The organism is Bhargavaea sp. GQ12 (assembly GCF_059758705.1).
Window position 1 is genome coordinate 140544 of sequence record NZ_JCAXEU010000002.1, and the last position, 20560, is coordinate 161103.

Below are 20560 nucleotides of genomic sequence, written 5' to 3' on the forward strand. Positions count from 1 at the left end.
TTACCTCCCAGTAAATTGTGGTTGCCGCTTTTCAAGAAATGCCGTGGCCCCTTCGCGCATGTCCCCCGATCCAAAGAGCGGGCTGCAGATGTCGGTTTCAAGCTGGAGCGCCTCATCCAATGGAAGTGCTGCGCCTTCGTCGATCGCCCGCTTGGCCGCGGATACTGCGAGCGGGCCGTTTTTCGTGATGGCCTCGGCGATTTCCCGGGCTTTGTCCAGGGCTTCTCCGTCTGCGATGACTTCGATGATGCCGCGTTGTTGCGCTTCTTCTGCATCCATCATGCGGCCGGTGAAGATGAGCTCCTTGGCTGTTCCCGGGCCCGCGATCCGGCTGAGCCGCTGCGTGCCGCCGTATCCCGGAACGATGCCGAGCTTTGCTTCCGGAAGGCCGACTTTCACCTTGGCTCCGGCCACCCGAATGTCGCAGGCAAGTGCCAGTTCCAGTCCGCCGCCGAGGGCATAGCCGTTGATCGCGGCGATGACCGGAATCTCCAGCTGCTCGATCCTGCGAAAGATCCCGCTGCCCTTGCCGAGCAGTGCCGGCGCGGTTTCTTCATCCAGTCCTAGAAATTCGCTGATTTCCGCCCCAGCGACAAACGCCCGGTCGCCGTCACCGGTGATAATCAATGCCCGGACCGTTTCGTCCTCCGCAATCTTGTTGATGGCTTCATCCAATTCTCGCAAAACGTCCGCGTTCAGCGTGTTCATCGGGGGATTGCTGATGGTGAGGGTGAATACCGCGCCCTCCTGCTCAATTTGTACCGTCATACGCCTGCTCCTTTCTTTTCCTTGAAGAAGTCCGGAAGCTCACCGGCACTCATCGGGAATTCTGCCGGCCGCTTTTCTTTAAATGAAGCGATGCCTTCCTTCACATCAGGGGAATCCGAAATCCAGTGGAGGAATTTCGATTCGGCAAGATGGGATTCTTCCGGATGGCTGCTTCCAAGCATCGAATAGAAGAGCTGCCTCGAAAACGCCCTGGAGATTGGAGAAGTGTTCCCGATCATTTCTTCTGCCAACTGCACAGCTCGCGCATATGGATCCGCATCGATGTACTGGAACAGCCCGCTGTTCGTTTCCTCCTCCGCCCGGAAAATCCGGCCGGTGTAGACCCATTCAAGCGCCTTCGCATGGCCGACGAGCCGCGGGAGAAAATAGCCGCTTGCTGCTTCCGGCCCGATGCCGCGCTGGCCGAAGACAAATCCGACTTTGGCGGCAGGTGCGGCAATTCGGATGTCCATCGGCAGCGTCATCGTAATGCCGATCCCGACGGCAGCGCCGTTGATTGCAGCGATGACCGGCTTGTTGAGCCGGTAAACCGCCAGGCTGACGCGGCCCCCGGTGTCCCGGAAGTCTTCGAAGGACTCGGTCGATGTGAACACGTCGTCCCCCTGCGATAGATCCATCCCCGCGCAGAAGGCACGCCCTTTGCCCGTCACGATGATCACCTGAACGTCGTCATCCTCGCCCGCTTTCGTATAGGCATCGATGAGTTCTTCCATCATTTTCTCGGAGAATGTATTCATCGCCTCCGGCCGGTCGAGGAAGATGGTCCGGATGCCGTCTTTCGTCTCTATGGAAATCGTTTCATACAAGCTGAGTCACCCCTTTAAGCGCTTCTTCGTATTCCTGCTTTAGCTGTCCGATCACGTCCGACATCGTCTGGATTTCCTTGACGGCTGTTACGCCGTGGCCGGCTGACCAGATGTCCCGCCACGCCTTGGCGTCTGTCATATGGGCGAGGTCCACCTCTTCCCTCGGTTTAAGCGAGGCCGGGTCGATGTTGTTTTTCAGCAAACTCGGAATGAGGTAGTTGGCATGGACGCCGCTGAAGGAATCGGTATAGATGATGTCCTCGGGTCCCGCCTCCACAAGCATCTCTTTGTATTCCTGAGGGGCGCTGCTTTCTGCGGTCGCAATGAACCGGGTGCCCATATAGGCGTAGTCGGCACCCATCGTCTGGGCAGCGAGGACGTCACGGCCACTCGAGATGGCACCTGCCAGAATGATCGTGCCGTCCCAGAATTCCCGGACTGCCTGTGTGAAGGCGAACGGGTTCAGCTTGCCGGCATGTCCGCCCGCTCCGGCACAGACTAGAATCAGGCCGTCCACTCCGGCTTCCGCTGATTTCCGCGCGTGTCTGATCGTCGCGACATCCGCGTATACTTTGCCGCCGTAGGACTTCACAACTTCGACGACGCGTCCCGGATGTCCGAGTGAGGCGATGACAATCGGCGGCTCGTATTCCCTGATCAGTTCCAGGTCTTCTTCAAACCGCTTGTTCGTCTTGTGGGAAATGTAGTTCACCGCCCAAAGCTCGCCGTTGATCAGTTCGGAACTGATTTCCCGGAGCCACTCTTCGCACGTTTCTTTGGTCCGCGCATTCAGCAACGGCACCGAGCCGATCAGTCCGTTCCGGGATGCCTCGATGACCATCGCCGGGGTCGAGACGAGAAACATGGGTGATACGATTACCGGCAGGTTCATGGATTTCCTCCTTTGAGTCCGAATTCAAGTGCGATCTTTAGCGTGCCGTCCGGGCCGGTCAGACTGCCGGTCCCTTCTCCGTCCGTTCCAATCTCCAGTTCCAGTTGGAGCTGATCATCCGGGTAGACGATGTCCTTGAACTTGGCGGACAGCCGCTCCGGTTTCTTGCCGAGCGCTTCCGTGATCATTGACGAACAGATACCCATCATGAGCAGTCCGTGGGCGATGCGGTCACGGTAACCATGCGCCCTTGCCGCTTTCGGGTCCATATGGATTGGATTCAGGTCACCGCTTGCATGGCCGTAATCCACGATTTGCTCTGCGGTGACGGTGACGGGAATCGCTAATTGCTGGACTGTCATTCCGCATCGCCCCCTTCCCTGCAAAAATAGGTCATATTGGCTCGGGCGACCTCCTCCGCATCCGTACGGATCGAAGTTTCTACTTTTAGAATGCGCCACTTCTTCTTCAGTTCGTCCCCCGCCACCCGGGAAGTCATGTGGAGGGTCTCTCCTGTTGCCGGCTCACGCAGCGTTTCGAACTGCTGCTCCACATGGAGAACATGCGCTTCGCCGAGCCCCAGTTCTTCAAGGAAGGTGTACAGATTCCGCTCGCCCTTGTAGAGGGCGGCCGAGTAGATCGTCGGCGGCAATCCGGGACCGCTGTATCCGACACTTTCGGAGAAGGTCCGGACAACCTCCTGCTCTAAAACAAACGGTGTGTAGTCAAATTGGAGTCCGACCGCGGTCATAGCAGCTTTCCTGCCTTTGCGTCGTGCCCCATTTCGATCAGGTTCCGGACCGCTCCGTTCAGCGTGCCGAATCGCTCGTCTTCTACCGTGCCGTCCGCCCAACGCTTGTAGATCTGCTGGAGGATGACCGCCAGCTTATAGAAGCCGAACGCCAGGTAGAAGTCGATATGGGTCATGTCGCGGCCGCTCTTTTTCGCGTATTCCTCCGTGAATCCCCTTCTGGAATAAAATCCGGGCAGGCTCGAGACGGCGTTGATGCCCATGTCCCGGTCCTCGGCGCTTCCCCAGTATGCAAGCGCCGACCCGACATCGCTGAGCGGGTCGCCGATCGTGGCGAGTTCCCAGTCGAGGACACCCGATGTTTTTGACGGATCATCCGCATCAATAACGATGTTGTTCAGCTTAAAGTCGTTATGGACGATCGTCGTTTCCGGGTTAAGGGGGACGGCCTGCTTGAGCCAGTCCTCCAGTTCGGCGATGCCGCGGATATCTTCTGTTTTGGCGGCGTCATAGCGCCGGATCCAGCCGTTGACCTGCCGCTCCATGAACCCTTCCGGCTTGCCCATCTTTTCGAGACCGGCCTTTTTATAGTCCACCTGCTGCAGTTCGATGAGCGTGCCGATCAGGTTGCGCGACAGTTTGGGTCCGACCGTTTCAGAGCTGCCCCATCGCTCCGGGAAGGTCTCGTCGACGACGACTCCCTCCTTTTTCTCCATCACATAAAAATGTTTGTCCATGATCGCTTCGTCTTCATGGAGCAGGTACGGCTTCGGCGCGTAGTGGAACAACGGGTTGATTTTCTGGAGCAGCGTGAATTCCCGCTCCATGTCGTGAGCGCGCGGCGGAAGCGGACCACCCGGCGGACGGCGCATGACGCCTTCCCAGTCCCCCACTTTCAGGAGATAAGTCATGTTCGAGTAGCCCTCGGAGAATTTCTCGTAGCGGAGCGGCTCGGGCGGAAGGTCGATCTTGTCCCGCAACAGCTGCTCCAGCGGCTCCCAGTTGATATAGAATGTTTGAACGGTCATGGAAACACCCCTTTTCGTAGTTTCACGATCCCTCTTTCTTCTTCCGAATACTTCGCAATCATCGGCACCCGGTCCTTGTGGCGGATCACGTATTCCGCTGCATCGGGAAAGCCTTTTGCCTCAAGCAGGTGGAACGTCTCGACATCCAGGAGATCCCGATGATCCGCGTTCGCCGACTCCACATACAGCCGGTGCGCAATTACGGCCGCATCCGAAAGCTCAAATTCGCCAAGTCTTAGCAGCTCATCGATCAGATGCCCTCCGCCGACCATGTCTTCAACCGATAACCGTCCGGCGTTGCCCGCAGCGACGATGACGATTGAGTCGCTTTCCGTCTGTTCGGCAATATAGGCGGCGAGCGAGCGTCCGTTCAGGAGCGATCCGATCAGCAGCTCCTTTGCCGCTTTTGCCTTCTCAAGCGCCCTCGTGCCGTTTGTCGAACAGAACACTGCCCGTTCGCCGCTTTCGGCAGGACCGATCTGCTGGGGATCCGGATAAAGGAAATCCTCAATTGGATCTCCGTCAGATTCTCCGATCATGACGGCAGGCGTATGGGCGGAAGCACTGAATGCCCGCGCCGCCGCCTCATTCTCCACCGCCGTGACCGGCCCATAATTCTTTTCCAGCAAAAACAGGATCGTGGAAGTGGCCAGGAACACGTCGTAGACCACCGCCACACAATCGGTAATTTTCTCGGGATCAATGGTTTCCTTTTGCGGAACCACATGGATTTTTCTCATGGAATGCCTCATTTCACGGCCTGATTGATGATCTGCTCTTCCTCGGACGGATTGTACTCCACGACGAAGGTCGGATCTTTCTCGATCAGGTTTTTAATGAATAGGAAAATGTTCTCGATGACAATCAGTGCAAATGCAACAGGGATTGTGAAGAACACCGGCCAAAGCTGATACAGTGTTCCGGCTGCCGGGAAGGATGTGTTCCGTTCCATGCCGTCCATCGCATACATCCAGCTGAACTGGACGACCAGAACAAGGATGAACACTTCGATCGCGATCAGGAGCAGGATCAGGATCCGCTTTACCGGCGGGGAAAACTTCGCAAACAGCAGCTCCATCTTCGGGAGGACGCCGGATGCATACACGTAGGCCAGGCCCGGGAACACGACAAGCGGCATCATGTAGTTCTGGATGATTTCAAACCCGCCCCGAATTGAGCTGGAGAACACGTTCCGCATCACGACGTCGTATGTGATGAAAAACATCATGATCAGTGCGACGACGGCACTGATTACGAGACCGATCTTCTTCAAGACCCCGAAATAGCCGTAAAGTTTATAGAAGGTCGTCATTCCGCTCACCCCTTTCCGCCGCTGATTGACGGCAGCCATGTCGCCAATTCAGGGAAGGCAATCATGAGACCGCAGACGACGATCATCGAAAAGACCGCAAACCCCATGCCAATTTTGAAAATCGAGCCCGAGCTGATGCCCGTCACGCCGGATACCGCATAAACGCTGAGTCCGACAGGCGGCGTGATCAGCCCGATCGTACAGATGACGGAGATGAACACCCCGAACCAGAGCACATCAACCTGAAGCGCCGTAATGATCGGCAGGAATACCGGGATCGTCATGAGGATGACCGCCGCCCCTTCGATGAACATGAACATGATAAAGAGGATTGCGGAAATCAGGAGCAGGACAAGTGCCGGTGTCGCCATCAGCGGTTCCAGCAGATTGATCAGTTTTCTCGGAAGCAGCGAGAGCGACACGAACCGGCCGAAAATCTGTGCGCCGATCATGATGAGCATGACCATTCCCGTCAGCTTGATCGTCTCCGTGAGGGATGCCTTGAAGAAATTCAGGTTCACCTTGCCGAGAAGAAGTGCGGTCAGCAAGCCGACAACAGATCCGATGGCGCCGGCTTCCGTCGGCGTGAAGATCCCGGAATAGATGCCGCCGAAGATCGTGGCGACGATCAGGAAGCCCATGATGACGGAGACGGCGAGCCTCGCCACAGGGATTTTCTCCTCCGCTGCTTCCGCTTCTGCCGCGGCGGCGACTTCAGCCTGAGCTTCCGCTGTGGCCGGGGACCGCCTCATTTCTCTCCGGTAGTAGAACAGCATCGCGATGATAAATGTTGTCATAACGAGCACGCCGGGGATGAACGCACCGATGAACAGCGCGCCGACCGGTGTTTCCGTCGCGACCCCGTAAAGAATCAGGATGATGCTCGGCGGGATGATGCCGGACAACGATCCCCCTGCCGATGCGATGGCACCGGCAAGCGGGCCGCTGTAGCCGTGCTTCCTCAGTTCCGGTACCGCAACCTGACCTAGCGATGCAGCCGTGGCCGTCCCGGACCCGGATACCGCCCCGAGCATCCCTCCGATGATGAGCGTGAGTGTGCCGAGAAGGCTCCGACGCCCGCGCGAGATTTTGTGAACGATGTAGAAAATGTCCTGGACCAGGCCTGAGTGCAAGATAAACTGCGCCATCAGGACAAACAGCGGAATGGTTGTGAGCGTGTAGCTCGCCACCCGGTTGAACGGTTCATTTCCGAGCAGACCCGGCAGGATCGAGAAGCCCTCGAGCAAAATCAGGCCGATGATGCCGCTTGCCAGCAGGACGGCGTGGATATACATCCCCATCAGAAGGAACACGATCATCATAAAGATGATGATTGCGACCACCAAATAGCTGTCCATGTTGTTTCACCCCCATTTAGGTTGAGAAAAAGGCGATAATGCCAGGATTATCGCCTTTTCATTTTTTCTATTACATATCTTTGACTTTCTGCGGCACTTCGCCGCCCTGTTCAATCATGAGGTCTCTCCAGAGCTTGACGAGTTCGGTGCCAGGAAGGCCGTTATCTTCGAGAAGCTTGGCATAGTCGCCCCATGTGTTTTCGATTCCTTCATTAAAGTGGTCCTGTACGTCCTGAGGAAGCGTCGCGAAGTCGACAAACTGGCCGCCCTGCTCTTCGTTCATCTTCATGACTTCATCGGAGCGGTCCATCCAGATCTGCGCGGAGTCTTCAAAGTACTCTTCCGTCGCCTGTTCCATCGCTTCCTGTACATTCTCAGGCAAGGACTCGAACTTGGTTTCATCCATGCCGATGAATGCATTGAAGTGGCCGAAGTTGATGCCGGTCACGGTGTACTTGAACAGGTCCTGGAATCCGTAGCCCGTCCAGTCCGCAATGCTGTAAAAACTGCCGTCGAAGGCGCCCCGGCTTAATGCATCGTACATTTCAACCGCAGGCATCGTGATGCTGTTGAGCTCCGTTTGCTTGGAATACATCTCATGGATCCGGGACGGTGTACGGAGCGATGTACCTTTCACATCACCGGCGGAAGCGAACTCTTTGCCGGTCGTCGAGATGGAGTACTCCTGAGTAGTAGAAATCGGGAACACCTTGAACTGGTCGAACTGGAGCTCGGTGAACGTCTTGCCGTCCTGCAGCTCGACATCGCTCTCAAGAAGCGCTTTCCATGCGTTCGATGCGATTAGCGTATCGGAGTGGTTGAGCGGGAGCATCGTCACTTCCGCCATCGGGAACTGGTCCGGCTGGTAGATCGGCAGGACCAGGGCAACGTCGACCGTGCCATTTTCCACCGCTTCGGCCTCGTCCGGAACCGCGACAAGCTCGCCGGATGTGAACGTCTCAAACTCCACCTGGCCGTCCGTCAGCTCGGTGACCCGCTCCATCCAGGGCTCCATGCCGCCTGCCCACCAGGCATGCTGCGGGCTGAGTCCCGTCGCAGCGCGGAGCGTGATCTTTTCGCCCTCTGCAGAAGCTTCGCCTTCGGCAGCTTCATCGCTGCATGCCGCGAGCATCATGGAAGCCCCAAGAAGGACCGCCCCCACCCATTTGGTCTTTTTTGTCCACTTCATCTAGTTCAACTCCTTTTCTATTGGCTATTCCATTTCCATGACGTTTTGAGGGACCTTCCCGCCTGCTTCGACCATCAGATCTCTCCAAAGCCTGATTAGTTCATTTCCTGGAAGTCCATCGTCCTCGAGAAGCTGCGCATAGTTTGACCAGGTATTCTCCATGCCTTTATTGATATGGTCCTGGACATCCTGAGGCAGGGTACTGAAGTCAACAAACTCCCCGCCTACTTCTTTATTCAAAGCGATGACTTCATCCCTGCGGTCCATCCAGATCTGGGAGGCGTCCGCGAAATACTCGTCGGTTGCCTGTTCCATTGCCTCCTGGACATTCTCCGGGAGTGAGTCAAATCGGTCTTGATCCATTCCGAGGAAGGCATTAAAGTGACCGAAGTTGACCCCTGTTACGGTGTAGCGGAACAGGTCCTGGAATCCGTACCCCGTCCAGTCCGCAATGCTGTAGAAACTGCCGTCAAATGCTCCCCGGCTCAACGCGTCATACATTTCCACACCCGGCATCGTAATGCTGTTGACTCCGATTTCCTTTGAGTACATCTCATGGATCCTCGAAGGCGTACGAAGAGAAGTTCCGATGACGTCACTGGCAGAAGTGAATTCCTTGCCAGTAGTAGAGATCGAATACTCAGCAGTTGTCGGCATCGGGAAAACCTTGAACTCGCCGAACTGAAGCTCCGTGAAGGTCTTGCCGTCCTGCAGCTCAACATCGCTCTCAAGAAGACTTCTCCAGGCATTTGATCCGATGACGGTATCGGAATGGTTAAGCGGCAGCATCGTGATCTCTGCCATCGGATACTGATCCGGTTCATAGACCGGGAGCACGATTGCGAGATCCACGGTTCCATTTAGGACAGCTTCACCTTCATCGGGAACGGCTACCAGTTCCCCCGAAGTAAACGATTCAAATTCCACTTGCCCGTCAGTGAGTTCCTCGACACGGTCCATCCACGGTACAATTCCGCCTTCCCAGAAAGCGTGCTGTGGACTGAGACCTGTTGCGACCCGGAGAACGACATTTTCATCATTTTCTCCGGCTGCTTCCCCTCCGCTGCATGCTGAGAGAAGCATGGCGGCGCCGAGCAAAGAAGCTGTCAGTGATAGCAACTTTGACTTTGGTTTCATTAATTTCTCCCCCTCCCCCTGAATCGGATGGATTAGTTGACCTTCAGCAACAACTTCCCGTACGTCTCCCGGTTCGAAAGTTTGCCGAGTGCGTCCGGCAATTGTTCGAACGGATACGCCCCGTAGACGAGCGGATCGATTTTTTCTTCCTTATATAACTCCATGAGCGCGTCGTGGTAGTTGGACACTTCTTCCGGGTGGAGCTTCCGGAAGTAGCCCCAGTGCACGCCGACGACGGAGTAGTTCTTGATGAGCACGTGGTTGGTCGGGGCATCCGCGATGCGTCCGCCCGCAAATCCGATAACGAGAATCTTGCCCTCGAAGGCGATGCACTTTCTCGACTTGTCGAAGACGTCCCCGCCGACCGGATCGAAAATCAGGTCCGCCCCGCGACCTTCCGTGATCCCTTTGACTTCCTTCACGAAGTCTTCGGAGCGGTAGTTGATCGCATAGTCCGCCCCGATCTGGCGGCAGATCTCCGTTTTTTCATCTGATCCGGCTGTCGCGATGACGGTGGCACCGGCCGCTTTTCCGAGCTGGATAGCAGCGGATCCGACACCGCCGGAACCGGCGTGGACGAGGAGCACCTGGCCTTCGCGGATCCCGCCCATTCTGTGGAGGGCAAAGTATGCCGTCTGATAGGTGATGAACATCGATGCCGCTTTTTCATGGCTCAGTTCATCAGGGATCGGGAAGACGAGCGACTCGTCGATTACCAGATCTTCCGCGAATCCGCCGTTCGGCAGGAGCGGTGTGGCGATGACCCGCTCCCCCGCCTTCATGCCAGACCCGGAAGCCGTTTCCTTGATGACGCCGCTGACTTCGGCACCCGGTGTGAACGGGAGATCGTGGGTTTCCTGGTATTTGCCCTGGCACTGGAGGATATCGAAGAAGTTCATCGCCGCCGCCCGGACGCCGATCCGGACCTGGCCGGGCTTGAGCTCGGACGGTGTCACTTTATTCAGCTCGAGCGCTTCCTGAGGATCATCCAGTTTTGTGATCTGCCATGCCCTCATCGCACGGGCTCCTTTTCCTTGGACGTCCGTTCGTTCAGTTGCTCGCGAATTTCCAGCTTGGCGATGTCACGGAGGTGGACCTGGTCCGGACCGTCGACAATGCGGAGCGTGCGGGCATTGGCCCAGTGAGCCGCAAGAACGGTGTCATCCGAGACGCCGGCACCGCCGAACAGCTGTATGGCACGGTCGATGACGTTCAGGCACATGCGAGGTGCCGCGATTTTCGTCATCGAGATTTCCTTGCGTGCTGCCTTGTTGCCTTCGGTGTCCATCTTGTGGGCTGCGGACAAAGTCAGGAGACGGGCGGAATCGATTTCGATCCGGCTTTCCGCGATCTGTTCGCGGATGACCGCTTTGTCGATGTTGCGGGAGCCGAACGTCTCGCGGCCGTCCGCACGCTCGATCATGAGTTCCAGCGCGCGTTCCGCGGCACCGATCGCCCGCATGCAGTGGTGGATACGGCCAGGGCCGAGACGTCCCTGCGCGATTTCGAACCCGCGGCCTTCGCCGAGAAGGATGTTGGAAGCCGGGACCCGGACATTGTTGTAGTGCACTTCCGCATGGCCGTGCGGGGCATGGTCATATCCGAACACCGGCAGGTATCTCTTAACCTCGACACCCGGCGCATCGAATGGCACGATGATCATCGACTGCTGACGGTACGTTTCCGCTTCCGGATCGGACTTGCCCATGACGATCGCGACTTTGCAGCGCGGATCCATCGCACCCGACGACCACCATTTCTTGCCGTTGATGACGTATTCGTCGCCGTCACGCGTGATTGATGCCTGGATGTTCGTCGCATCCGAGGAAGCGACTTCAATCTCGGTCATCGAGAAGACGGAGCGGATCTCGCCTTCAAGCAACGGCTTGAGCCACTTTTCCTTCTGCTCTTCGGTGCCATATTTCATGAACACTTCCATGTTGCCAGTATCCGGTGCGTTACAGTTAAAGACTTCCGGCGCGATCAGGGAACGCCCCATAATCTCGCACAGATGGGCGTATTCATAGTTCGTCAGTCCGTGACCGAATTCATCGTTGTCGATGAACAGGTTCCATAGGCCTTCCGCCTTGGCTTTCGCCTTGAGTTCCTCGATGACTGGCGGGACGACCCAGCGGTTTTCCGCGTCATTGAGCTGTTGTTCGTACACAGCCTCATTTTTGTAGACGTGTTCGTCCATGAATTGAATGAGCTGGTCCTTGATTTTTTGCGCTTTCGGGGATAGGTCTTTTAGCATGATGATCCTCCTTTGTTTTTCAGTGCAGTCTTCAGAATTTTGCCTGAGGCGTTCCGCGGCAGTTCATCCAGGAATACGATCGATTCGGGTACTTTGAATTTTGCGAGGCGCTCGAGGCAGAATTGGCGGATGGCTTCGATGTCCGTTTCGTTCAGCGTTGGGGAGACGATGAATGCCTTGACCCGTTCGCCGAAGACGGTATCGGGCTCGCCGACCACGGCCGCCTCATTAATCTCGGGGTGGGCTTTCAGGGCATCCTCCACCTCGATGGAGAAAATCTTCTCGCCTCCGCGGTTGATCATGTCTTTTTTGCGGTCGAGGATGTAGACGAATCCGTCTTCGTCGACCGTGCCGAGGTCGCCGGAGTGCCAGTAACCGTCGGTGAAGTTTTTCAGGTTGGCTTCTTCGTTGTCCCAGTAACCCTCCACGACCATCGGGCCCCGGATGTAAAGTTCACCTGTGTGACCGACTGGCAGTTCCTCGCCGTTTTCGTCCACGATCCTGATGTCGGCAACCGGAACCGGCCGGCCGCATGAGCGGACTTTGCTTTCGTCGTAGGCGATCGGCATGAGCGTCGCCGGAGACGTCGTCTCGGTGGATCCGTAGGCATTGTGCAGCTCGGCATTCGGGAAGGCCTGCTTCATCGTGTCGTACGTCTGCCGGTAGATCGGTGCTCCGCCGTAGGCCACTTTCCGTACAAAGCTGAAGTCGTTCTCGAGGAACTTCCGGCTGGTCGACATCATGATGAAGATAGTCGGGACATTGAACAGGAAGTTGATTTTGTGCTTCTGTACCAGGTCGATGTAGGCTTCGTTCTGATAGCGTTCCATCGAGTACACCGTTCCGCCGTTATAGAACTGGTGGAGCAGCTGCCCGACCAGGCCGGTGACATGGAACATCGGAACAGCTATGACGGTCGACAGGGTTTCATCAGAGTTCAGGATGTTTTTATAATTCAAGATGCTGTGGATGACATTGATATGGGAGATGACCGCGCCCTTTGGCCGCCCCGTTGTCCCGGATGTGTACAGGATGTAAGCGGGATCCGTTTCTTCGACGGTGGTCTCCCGGAGATTAACCAGGTTGGCCTTGGCGACTTTTCGGATGAGTTCGGTGATTTCATGATGTGATTCAAGGTGAGGTGTCTCGGTGATTTTTTCTTTGAGCGGTTCCTGGTGAAGGACCGTCCGGGCTCCCGAGTGATTGAGGATGTAGGCGATCTCTTCTTTGGACAGCTTCGTATTGACGGGAACCATGATGGCCCCGATCATCGCGCAGGCGTAGCAGACGATCGGGAATTCGAGGCTGTTGCCGATCAGGCTGGCGACCCGGTCGCCTTTCCGGATGTACAGCTCGTTCTGGAGATAGACGGCCAGGTTTTTCGTGCATCTCTCTAACTCTCTGTAGGTGAGGTCGCCCTTCTCGCTCGAGACAGCAGTTTTGTCCGGGTGTTTTTCCACCGACTGATGGATGAATTCCGCAATGGAGGATGGGCGCTCCCCGTAAACACGGATATTGTCCCGTCCGAACAGCGTCATCTTTGAAATCGTCAACGTGGTCATGGTCGTTCAGCTCCTTTAATCAGACTGATTCGATGACTAACGCAATCCCCTGGCCGCCTCCGATGCAGAGGCTCGCGACGCCGTATCGGCCGTTGCGCTTTTTAAGTTCGTAGGCGAGCGACAAGACGATCCGGGTGCCGCTGACGCCGACCGGGTGGCCGAGTGCGATGGCGCCGCCGTTCACATTCGTCCGCTCCCGCTCCAGGCCGAGTTCCTTCTCGACCGCGAGATACTGGGCTGCGAACGCTTCGTTGACTTCGACCAGGTCCATCTGGTCCAGCGTCAGGTTGGCGCGTCGGAGTGCCTCGCGGATCGCGGGTACCGGGCCGATTCCCATGATCGTCGGGTCGACTCCCGTAATGGCATAGCTGACGATACGGGCTGTCGGCTGCAGGTTGTGCTTGTTGACCGCATCTTCTCCGGCAATGACGACACTGGCCGCTCCGTCGTTGATGCCGCTCGCGTTCCCCGCGGTGACCGTCCCGTCTTTTTTGAAAGAAGGGCGGAGCCTGGCGAGAGTTTCGGTGCTCGCTTCCGGCTTGATGTGTTCGTCTTCGGTGATTGTGTTCGAACCTTTTCTCGTCTTCACTTCCACGCCGATGATCTCTTCAGCGAATCGGCCGGACTCTCGGGCGGCTGCCGCGCGTTGGTTGCTGAGTACGGCGAACTCGTCCTGCTCCTCCCGTCTGATGCCGTGGATTTCGGACAGCTTTTCCGCCGTCATCCCCATGCCGTTTCCGGTGTATTCGTCGGTCAGCGTCGACAGCAGCATGTCGTCGAACTGCATGCCGCCCATCTTCGGCTGGCTGAACCGGGCCTTAAAGCTGGCGTACGGCGACATCGACATGTTCTCCGCTCCGCCGGCAAGCACGATTCCCGCGTCACCAAGCTTGATCATCTGTGTGCCGGACACGATCGACTGCGTTCCGGAACCGCAAAGCCGGTTCACGTTCAACGCCGGCACTTCCTGCGGGATACCCGCCTTGAGTCCGATGTGCCGAGACAGGTAGGATGCGTTCGTCGACGTGTGGATGACATTCCCGTAGATGACATGGTCGATGTCTTCAGGGATGACATTCGAGCGCTTCATCGCCTCGATTGCCGTCGTCTTCCCGAGCTCATCGGCAGGCGTGTTGGCGAATGATCCTCCGAATGCCCCAAATGCCGTCCGTGCGCCGTCAATCAGATAAACTTCAGTCATTTCTCCATCTCCTCCAGGTTTCTATATGTGTTGGCCTTGTGAAGTTCCTTACTTCAGGAGCTTCATCAGGTATTCCGCGTAAAGATTTTTCAGTTCATCCAGGCCGATCAGCCCGTCCTTCCGGTACCAGGTCTGGACCCAGTTCATCGCTCCGAGAAGGATCATTCGGATGATCTTCACGTCGGAGTTCCGAAATTCGCCCGCGCCGATCCCTTCCGACACTGCCCGGTCAAACAGGCGGGCGTAGTCGTCGCGTTTCTCGACGATCGAGGGCAGCTGCCCCTTCTCAAACGCCTGCTCCGGCTGGATGATCATGTTGAACGTCTCTTTGCGGTTGACTGCGTAATCGATATGACAATGAATCATTCTGCAGAGCTTCTCCTCATAAGTCCCTTCCGCTTCGAATGCCTCGCGCTGGTCCTCGATGGCCTGATCCAACACGAGCTCGTGGCACTGGAACATCAGGTCCTGCTTGTTCCGGAAATAGTAATACAAGGACCCCTTCGTCATCTGCATCTCGGAGGCCACCTGCTCCATCGTTGTGTACTTGAATCCCTCACGGTTCATAATCGCGATCGCGGACATGATGATCTTCTCTCTCTTCTCCTGTTGCTTGCGACTCGCATTTCTCATGGCCATCACCTCGGTTAGCGCCGGCAGTCATTTTGTAAGGGCTTACATAAATGAGCCGGTATCTGGGAATCTCCCTCTTTGGAACAAGGAGTTTTTGAACTCAATTAAATTATCAGACTATTAGGAGTTGATCCCTATTATACGCCTCATGGATGTGTTGTAAAGAACTTTTTTGAACATTGTTCAAATTATTTATATGGAAAAGGCCCTTGCTCAAGAACAAGGGCCAAGAATTATTTGAACATGGTTCAAATAGTGATATTCAGCTCGAAAGACAGATTATTGTTGGTTAAACAGAATGACGGAGAATGGTTTCCTGCTGTTCTCAGAAGAAACAGAGCTATATCCATCTACAATTTCAGTTTCCTGGTCACTCCATCACTTGTTCTTGTTTAAGTGGTCAATCTCGTCATTCAGGGCTACAGTTTCGTCATTCAAACGCTCGGTTTCGTCATTCATCCTCTTCCTGGATGTGAATGGCGAAATTAACGCGTCGAATTACGAGATTAACTGATTCAACGACGAGATTGCCCGATCGAATGACGAAATCACTCCTATCACAGGATCCCTTTTCTCAGCAGCTCCGCAACCGCTTGTGTGCGGTTGCGGACGCCCAGCTTTTTCAGGGACGCCTTGATGTAGTCCTGGACGGTGAATTCACTGAGGTGGATTTTCTCCGCAATCGACTTGGTGCTTTCACCGAGCGACAGCAAATACATGATTTCCATTTCCCTTGCATTCAGCAGCTCGGAGTCGCCGCTTTTCAGATATGGACGCTCGAAAATCCTGCCGACTTCCACCCCGTACCGGGTAATGGCGGGAAGCAGAGCTTCAATCTCCTTTTCCCCTGCGGAAAATTGGGTGCTGGAAAGCACGCCGATCACCGTGTTGCGGAAGCAGATCGGGACGAACAGCAAAAACTTCGTGTTTTGGGAAAATCGGTACCTGAAGTTGTACTTGATAAATTCCTCGCCCTTCACCAGTACGGCTTTTCTTTCGCGGACCGCTTCCTTTACGGGAGGCACGGTACGGATATCATCCCGGATATCGCGGATATGGCTCAGTTCTGTCAGTCCGTTATTTTCCGGAACGATCGCCATGACACCTTCCGTGAGATAACCGATCGGGGAGTACCGGAACAGCCCCACATCCAAAATGGGAAACACCTCGAGAAACCCTTCAAGCATCTCGATAATCTGATCCTCATGACCCGGGACATGCTGCAGTCTTGAAATCATTTGGTCCATTTCCAATGTGGCCACCGATTTTCCCCCTCTTCCGCTGTCTATTGCTATGCTATGAATATCATTATAAGAGACCATAACGATTCGTCAAATGATTTTGAATGTTCCGATGAAAGTTTATGGATTGCGACAATTTCTGCGTTACTTGTAATTCCCCGCCCCGATTGTGTAGTTTCAACAGCTTAGAATCTACTTTCACCGATATAAAAAAGAAGACGCTTTGCCTGAGCAAAGCGCCTTCCAATGATTGTTATTTCGCCACTCCGGCTTCTGCTGGCTGGAGTTTTTCGAACTGTGCCTTCAATGTGCTGCACGCGTCCTCGATGGCTTCCAGGCCTTTGTCAATCGCGTCGATCGTGAAGAATCCGTGAATCATGCCCGGATACTCCTTGTAGTCCACATCGACGCCGGCCGCAATAAGCTTTTGTGCATAGAGCTTGCTGTCGTCGAGGGACGGGTCATACTGTGCCGCAATGATCGTCGCCGGTGCCACGCCGCTCACGTCTTCACGCGAGTAGACGCTGAAGTCCGGGTGCTTTCCGTCGCTCGCGTCTCTCCAGTAGTGGTTCCAGAAGTAGGAGATGACTTCGGTCGGGATGATCGGGCATGTTGAGCCGTATTTCTGGTACGACTCGGATTTGCCGCCGGTGCCGGTGGTCGGATAGACGAGCAGCTGATAGGCGACTTTCAGTTCCTCGGAATCCTTCAGGTTTGCCGACACGACTGCCGCCAGGTTTCCACCCGCACTGTCGCCGCCGACTGCCACCCGATCCGGGTCACCGCCGATTTTACCGGCATTTTTCTTGACCCATTCGAAGGCAGCCTGACAATCGATGACGGCCGCAGGGAATTTGTGCTCCGGTGCAAGCCGGTAATCGACGGATACGACGATGCACTCCGCGCGGTTCACGATCTTGCGGCAGACCGGATCATAGGATTCGACGCTGCCGACCACCCAGCCGCCCCCGTGGTAGTAGACGAGCACCGGCACACCGGATGCCGCAGCGTTTTTCGGCTTATAAATCCGGATCGGAATCTCGCATTCCGGTCCAGGTATTTTCCTGTCTTCCACGCTGCCGACTTCCTCCACCTGCTCCACAGCGTTCATGGCTGCCATGACTTCTCTCGCCTGTTCCGGCGGCAGTGTATGGACCGGCGGGCCGCCTGCCTGCTTCATCATTTCAATCATTGCGACAATCTGCGGATCGTAGTTTATCATTCAATATTCCTCCCTATTTTGGTCAGGTGGTTTCAACTTGTTGGAGCGGCTTTACGGCAAGTGTCTTGTAGTCCTTGGACTTCTCGAAGCGGTCCTGGTAGGTCTGGAAATCTCCCGTGTAGCCATAGAAGGCGCGCGGTTTGCCTTCAATGTTCGCACCGGTATACCAGCTGTCGGTCCTCGCATAGATCGACTGCTCGCCGACTTCATTGACATGAGCGGTCCAATCTTCTTCCCCTTCAGGCGTCGCTTCCACTTCGGCCAGCCCCTGCTTTTCGGCGTGCTCGATGCAGTCGATCACCCACTCTGCGATGACTTCGTTTACCGCGAGTGCATTGGCGGTAAGCGGGAAGTGCGGACCCGTAATGGTAAACATATTCGGGAACCCGACATGGCAGACCCCGAGATAAGTTTTCAGATTTCGGCCGTCATCCCATTTTTCTTTTAGCGTGATGCCTTCCCTGCCCCGGATCTTCGTTCCGGCAAGCGGTCCGATCATCGCATCGAATCCGCTCGCGAAGACGATGATATCCAGTTCATGCTCCGTCCCGTCCGCAGTGACAAGGCCGTTCTCGGTGCATTCCGCAATCGGCGTCTTTTTCAGGTTCACCAGGTCGACGTTTTCTCGGTTATACGATTCATAGTAGTTGGTCGCGACAACCGGCCGCTTGCCTCCGAGAAGGTAAGTCGGCATAAGGTTCTCCGTCTTTACCGGATCCTTCACGATTTCACGGATTTTTCCGCGGACGAACTCGGCGATCGTCGCATTCGCCTCGTCATTGATCGTAAGGTCGGTATACGCATAGAGCATCTGGAAGCCCTTTGCTTCCTGCCAGAGTGCTTCGTAATGCCTGTTCCGTTCATCCTCGGTGTCCTCAAGCGCCGAATACGGCTTCCTCACGTCAAAGCACGGCATTCCGACGATGTGTTCGCGGACCCGCTTTCGGAGCGTCGGGAATTCAGCCCTTCTCCTCTCGAGGTCATCCTCGCCCACTTTCGGATTCTCCACCGGCATGACGTATTGCGGTGTCCGCTGGAAGACGGTCAGATGTTCCGCTTCTTTGGAGATGGCGGTGATCGCCTGAACGCCGCTGGAGCCCGTCCCGATCACCGCGACCCGCTTGCCCTTGAAGTCCACAGGCTCATGAGGCCATTGGCTCGTGTGGTACGTCTGGCCCCGGAACTTGTCGAGCCCCGGAATGGCCGGCGCATGCGGAACCGAGACGTTCCCGATCGCCGGGATAAAGTACTTGGACGTCACATTCTGGCCGCCTCCGACATTGACCGTCCACGTGTGCGCCTCCGTATCGTATTTTGCATCCGTGATGCGCGTATTGAACTGGATGTCTTTCCGAAGATCCAACTTGTCGGTGACATACTTGATATACGAGAGGATCTCGTCCTGTTCCGGATAGACGGCGGACCATTTCCAGTCCCGGTGGATCTCCTCGGAAAATGTATAGCTATAAAACTCGGCAGGAACATCGCAGCGGGCTCCCGGATACTGGTTCCAGTACCACGTTCCGCCCACGTCGCCCGCAGCCTCATAAAGCTGGGCCGAATAACCCGCCTCCCTCAGCAAATGGAGCATGTACAAACCTGAAAACCCGGCACCAACCACAACCGCATCAAAATCGACTTGCTGATTCATCGGCATCTCCCTTTCCTTCCAGTGAGTTTCGCAGCCTGATCATTAAGCTTAAGTTGTATGCGCTTACAAAATTCTGCTTTATTCAGCATCAAACCGTGTTCAGGTATGTTGAAGCCCCCTTTTGAACCGTATTCCGAATAGCCGCTTAGCCTTCGTGTCTTGATGATAAGGGAGAAAGGTCCCAGAAAAACAGTCCCCGGATGCGGTGACTCATCCCCTGACTGGGGGGTGAGGGCTAATATTAACCTCTTCACATCCAGAACCTCTATTGCCCGATGCCTTTGTGTTCTTTACACTAAGATTAACAACAGTCAGACAGCGGGAGGCAGGCATCTTGGGGATTTTGGAATTTCATCAGGTGGAGAAAATGGCGGGGAATCAGGTGGTGTTTCCCCGCTTTGATTTGAGTGTGGAGTCGGGCGCCGTGACGGCTGTGCAGTGCGAGCACGAGGCCGGGCTGCAGCTGATCGGGATGGTGACGGGGATGGCCCCCGCTTCCCACGGGGAGGTGCGGTTTGCCGGAGAGTTGGTCGGCCGGCAGTTCCGGAATCTGGCCTCGCGCATCGGGGTGGTGCTGCTGGATGATGCCCTTTATGAAAGACTGACCCCATCGGAGCAGCTGCGGCTGTTCCGCAACCTGCATAATACCGGGGCGACAGTTGAAGACTTGCTCCGTCAGGTCGGTCTGGAAGAGCGCGGACGGACCCGGATTTCGAAGCTGTCGTATTCCGAAAAACGCCGCGTGCAACTGGCACGGGCGCTCGTACATAAACCGGATCTTCTGATTTTGCAGGAGCCGGAACAGAACCTGGACGTCGAGAGCCGGATCATTCTGCAGCGGGTGCTGGCGGAGTTTACGGCGGACGGCGGCGCGGTACTGCTGACGACGAGCAATCTGGAAAATGCGGTCACGATGGGAGATACCGTCTACCGGCTTAATGCAGGCGGACTGAAATTGTTTGAGGTTGCGGAGGAGGAAGAGATTTTAGAGGATTCTGTTCCTGTCGAAGAAACGGTACCGGAGACTGAAGGTGACATTCCATCACCGCAGCTCCAGTTCAACAAAATCCCCGCGAAGGTAAACGAAAAGCTGATTTTATTCGATCCGACGGAGATCGTATTCGTGGAAAGCGTGGAAGGCGTCTCGCAGCTGCATGTCCAGGGCGAGACGTTCCCATGCGCGATCAAGATGGCGGACCTCGAAACGCGGCTTCAGCCATTCGGGTTTTTCCGCTGCCACCGGTCTTATATCGTGAACCTCCAGCGTGTGCGCGAAGTCATCACGTGGACACGCAACAGCTACAGCCTGATTCTGGAGGACCCCAATAAAAGCACCGTCCCCTTATCCAAGGGCAAGTACGCAGAACTGAAGACGTTCCTCGGCATCTGACCGTTCTGTCAGCACTAATATTAGCGCTCCATTCACCTGCTATTTGCTCCATTCACCGTGCCGGAAGCTCCTTTCACCTTGATATTACTGCGTTCTTTAAAGTGGCGCGGTAAGGTGGAGTCAAGAAAACGAACGGCAGAAAAG

General features: G+C 55.7%; 20 protein-coding genes. 1 reads left to right on the forward strand and 19 read right to left on the reverse strand.

The window, feature by feature from the left end; genetic code table 11:
- The 19 genes from AC6CHQ_RS02460 to AC6CHQ_RS02550 all read right to left on the reverse strand — a co-directional run bounded on the left by AC6CHQ_RS02460 (position 1) and on the right by AC6CHQ_RS02550 (position 19026).
- Entirely contained in the window at positions 1 to 768 is a 768-nt protein-coding gene (locus AC6CHQ_RS02460) for an enoyl-CoA hydratase/isomerase family protein (RefSeq protein WP_498080778.1), read from the reverse strand.
- Positions 765 to 1595, reverse strand: coding sequence for an enoyl-CoA hydratase-related protein (locus AC6CHQ_RS02465; protein ID WP_498080779.1), 831 nt, complete (start codon positions 1593 to 1595; stop codon positions 765 to 767). The genes AC6CHQ_RS02460 and AC6CHQ_RS02465 overlap by 4 nt, the downstream gene beginning before the upstream one ends.
- Positions 1588 to 2487: an NAD(P)H-dependent flavin oxidoreductase gene (locus AC6CHQ_RS02470; RefSeq protein ID WP_498080780.1), complete on the reverse strand. Its 900-nt coding sequence runs from the start codon at positions 2485 to 2487 to the stop codon at positions 1588 to 1590. Before AC6CHQ_RS02470 ends, AC6CHQ_RS02465 begins: the two co-directional genes overlap by 8 nt.
- Positions 2484 to 2849 carry a MaoC family dehydratase gene (locus AC6CHQ_RS02475; protein ID WP_498080781.1) on the reverse strand — a complete coding sequence of 122 codons (366 nt, stop codon included), beginning with the start codon at positions 2847 to 2849 and terminating at the stop codon, positions 2484 to 2486. Before AC6CHQ_RS02475 ends, AC6CHQ_RS02470 begins: the two co-directional genes overlap by 4 nt.
- Positions 2846 to 3238 (reverse strand): FAS1-like dehydratase domain-containing protein, encoded by a 393-nt coding sequence (locus AC6CHQ_RS02480; RefSeq protein ID WP_498080782.1) that lies wholly within the window; start codon positions 3236 to 3238, stop codon positions 2846 to 2848. The genes AC6CHQ_RS02475 and AC6CHQ_RS02480 overlap by 4 nt, the downstream gene beginning before the upstream one ends.
- Positions 3235 to 4266, reverse strand: a complete 1032-nt coding sequence (locus AC6CHQ_RS02485) for a phosphotransferase family protein (RefSeq protein WP_498080783.1) — start codon at positions 4264 to 4266, stop codon at positions 3235 to 3237. The genes AC6CHQ_RS02480 and AC6CHQ_RS02485 overlap by 4 nt, the downstream gene beginning before the upstream one ends.
- Complete coding sequence (locus AC6CHQ_RS02490; protein WP_498080784.1) at positions 4263 to 5006, reverse strand: 2-phosphosulfolactate phosphatase; 744 nt, start codon at positions 5004 to 5006, stop codon at positions 4263 to 4265. Before AC6CHQ_RS02490 ends, AC6CHQ_RS02485 begins: the two co-directional genes overlap by 4 nt.
- Before the next feature lie 8 nt (positions 5007 to 5014).
- Positions 5015 to 5578, reverse strand: coding sequence for a TRAP transporter small permease (locus AC6CHQ_RS02495; RefSeq protein ID WP_498080785.1), 564 nt, complete (start codon positions 5576 to 5578; stop codon positions 5015 to 5017).
- 5 nt (positions 5579 to 5583) lie between these two features.
- Complete coding sequence (locus AC6CHQ_RS02500; protein ID WP_498080786.1) at positions 5584 to 6936, reverse strand: TRAP transporter large permease; 1353 nt, start codon at positions 6934 to 6936, stop codon at positions 5584 to 5586.
- 70 nt (positions 6937 to 7006) lie between these two features.
- Positions 7007 to 8125, reverse strand: coding sequence for a TRAP transporter substrate-binding protein DctP (gene dctP / locus AC6CHQ_RS02505; RefSeq protein WP_498080787.1), 1119 nt, complete (start codon positions 8123 to 8125; stop codon positions 7007 to 7009).
- A gap of 24 nt (positions 8126 to 8149) precedes the next feature.
- On the reverse strand, positions 8150 to 9262 hold the full coding sequence (locus AC6CHQ_RS02510) for a type 2 periplasmic-binding domain-containing protein (protein ID WP_498080788.1): 1113 nt from the start codon (positions 9260 to 9262) through the stop codon (positions 8150 to 8152).
- Between the two features lie 32 nt (positions 9263 to 9294).
- Positions 9295 to 10278: an NADPH:quinone oxidoreductase family protein gene (locus tag AC6CHQ_RS02515; protein ID WP_498080789.1), complete on the reverse strand. Its 984-nt coding sequence runs from the start codon at positions 10276 to 10278 to the stop codon at positions 9295 to 9297.
- Positions 10275 to 11516 carry an acyl-CoA dehydrogenase family protein gene (locus tag AC6CHQ_RS02520; protein WP_251239567.1) on the reverse strand — a complete coding sequence of 414 codons (1242 nt, stop codon included), beginning with the start codon at positions 11514 to 11516 and terminating at the stop codon, positions 10275 to 10277. The genes AC6CHQ_RS02515 and AC6CHQ_RS02520 overlap by 4 nt, the downstream gene beginning before the upstream one ends.
- Positions 11510 to 13078 (reverse strand): class I adenylate-forming enzyme family protein, encoded by a 1569-nt coding sequence (locus AC6CHQ_RS02525; RefSeq protein WP_498080790.1) that lies wholly within the window; start codon positions 13076 to 13078, stop codon positions 11510 to 11512. The genes AC6CHQ_RS02520 and AC6CHQ_RS02525 overlap by 7 nt, the downstream gene beginning before the upstream one ends.
- Before the next feature lie 19 nt (positions 13079 to 13097).
- Complete coding sequence (locus AC6CHQ_RS02530) at positions 13098 to 14279, reverse strand: acetyl-CoA C-acetyltransferase (RefSeq protein WP_498080791.1); 1182 nt, start codon at positions 14277 to 14279, stop codon at positions 13098 to 13100.
- A gap of 48 nt (positions 14280 to 14327) precedes the next feature.
- A complete protein-coding gene (locus AC6CHQ_RS02535) occupies positions 14328 to 14912 on the reverse strand; it encodes a TetR-type transcription factor C-terminal domain-containing protein (RefSeq protein WP_498080792.1) in 585 nt (194 codons plus the stop codon).
- Between the two features lie 557 nt (positions 14913 to 15469).
- Positions 15470 to 16174, reverse strand: a complete 705-nt coding sequence (locus tag AC6CHQ_RS02540; protein ID WP_498080793.1) for a response regulator transcription factor — start codon at positions 16172 to 16174, stop codon at positions 15470 to 15472.
- A gap of 232 nt (positions 16175 to 16406) precedes the next feature.
- On the reverse strand, positions 16407 to 17375 hold the full coding sequence (gene lipP1 / locus AC6CHQ_RS02545; protein WP_498080794.1) for a LipP1 family hormone-sensitive lipase: 969 nt from the start codon (positions 17373 to 17375) through the stop codon (positions 16407 to 16409).
- Positions 17376 to 17397: 22 nt separating this feature from the next.
- Positions 17398 to 19026, reverse strand: coding sequence for a flavin-containing monooxygenase (locus AC6CHQ_RS02550; protein WP_498080795.1), 1629 nt, complete (start codon positions 19024 to 19026; stop codon positions 17398 to 17400).
- Between the two features lie 334 nt (positions 19027 to 19360).
- Between AC6CHQ_RS02550 and AC6CHQ_RS02555 the strand changes: the two genes are divergently transcribed.
- On the forward strand, positions 19361 to 20416 hold the full coding sequence (locus AC6CHQ_RS02555) for a LytTR family transcriptional regulator DNA-binding domain-containing protein (RefSeq protein WP_498080796.1): 1056 nt from the start codon (positions 19361 to 19363) through the stop codon (positions 20414 to 20416).
- Positions 20417 to 20560 lie beyond the last annotated feature (144 nt).

Coding starts and splice junctions, on each gene's coding strand:
- AC6CHQ_RS02460 (WP_498080778.1), bottom strand. CDS start 768: ATGACGGTACAAATTGAGCAGGAGGGCGCGGTATTCACCCTCACCATC.
- AC6CHQ_RS02480 (WP_498080782.1), bottom strand. CDS start 3,238: ATGACCGCGGTCGGACTCCAATTTGACTACACACCGTTTGTTTTAGAG.
- AC6CHQ_RS02475 (WP_498080781.1), bottom strand. CDS start 2,849: ATGACAGTCCAGCAATTAGCGATTCCCGTCACCGTCACCGCAGAGCAA.
- AC6CHQ_RS02490 (WP_498080784.1), bottom strand. CDS start 5,006: ATGAGAAAAATCCATGTGGTTCCGCAAAAGGAAACCATTGATCCCGAG.
- AC6CHQ_RS02535 (WP_498080792.1), bottom strand. CDS start 14,912: ATGAGAAATGCGAGTCGCAAGCAACAGGAGAAGAGAGAGAAGATCATC.
- AC6CHQ_RS02485 (WP_498080783.1), bottom strand. CDS start 4,266: ATGACCGTTCAAACATTCTATATCAACTGGGAGCCGCTGGAGCAGCTG.
- AC6CHQ_RS02470 (WP_498080780.1), bottom strand. CDS start 2,487: ATGAACCTGCCGGTAATCGTATCACCCATGTTTCTCGTCTCGACCCCG.
- AC6CHQ_RS02515 (WP_498080789.1), bottom strand. CDS start 10,278: ATGAGGGCATGGCAGATCACAAAACTGGATGATCCTCAGGAAGCGCTC.
- AC6CHQ_RS02495 (WP_498080785.1), bottom strand. CDS start 5,578: ATGACGACCTTCTATAAACTTTACGGCTATTTCGGGGTCTTGAAGAAG.
- AC6CHQ_RS02510 (WP_498080788.1), bottom strand. CDS start 9,262: ATGAAACCAAAGTCAAAGTTGCTATCACTGACAGCTTCTTTGCTCGGC.
- AC6CHQ_RS02500 (WP_498080786.1), bottom strand. CDS start 6,936: ATGGACAGCTATTTGGTGGTCGCAATCATCATCTTTATGATGATCGTG.
- AC6CHQ_RS02530 (WP_498080791.1), bottom strand. CDS start 14,279: ATGACTGAAGTTTATCTGATTGACGGCGCACGGACGGCATTTGGGGCA.
- dctP (WP_498080787.1), bottom strand. CDS start 8,125: ATGAAGTGGACAAAAAAGACCAAATGGGTGGGGGCGGTCCTTCTTGGG.
- lipP1 (WP_498080794.1), bottom strand. CDS start 17,375: ATGATAAACTACGATCCGCAGATTGTCGCAATGATTGAAATGATGAAG.
- AC6CHQ_RS02550 (WP_498080795.1), bottom strand. CDS start 19,026: ATGAATCAGCAAGTCGATTTTGATGCGGTTGTGGTTGGTGCCGGGTTT.
- AC6CHQ_RS02525 (WP_498080790.1), bottom strand. CDS start 13,078: ATGACCACGTTGACGATTTCAAAGATGACGCTGTTCGGACGGGACAAT.
- AC6CHQ_RS02520 (WP_251239567.1), bottom strand. CDS start 11,516: ATGCTAAAAGACCTATCCCCGAAAGCGCAAAAAATCAAGGACCAGCTC.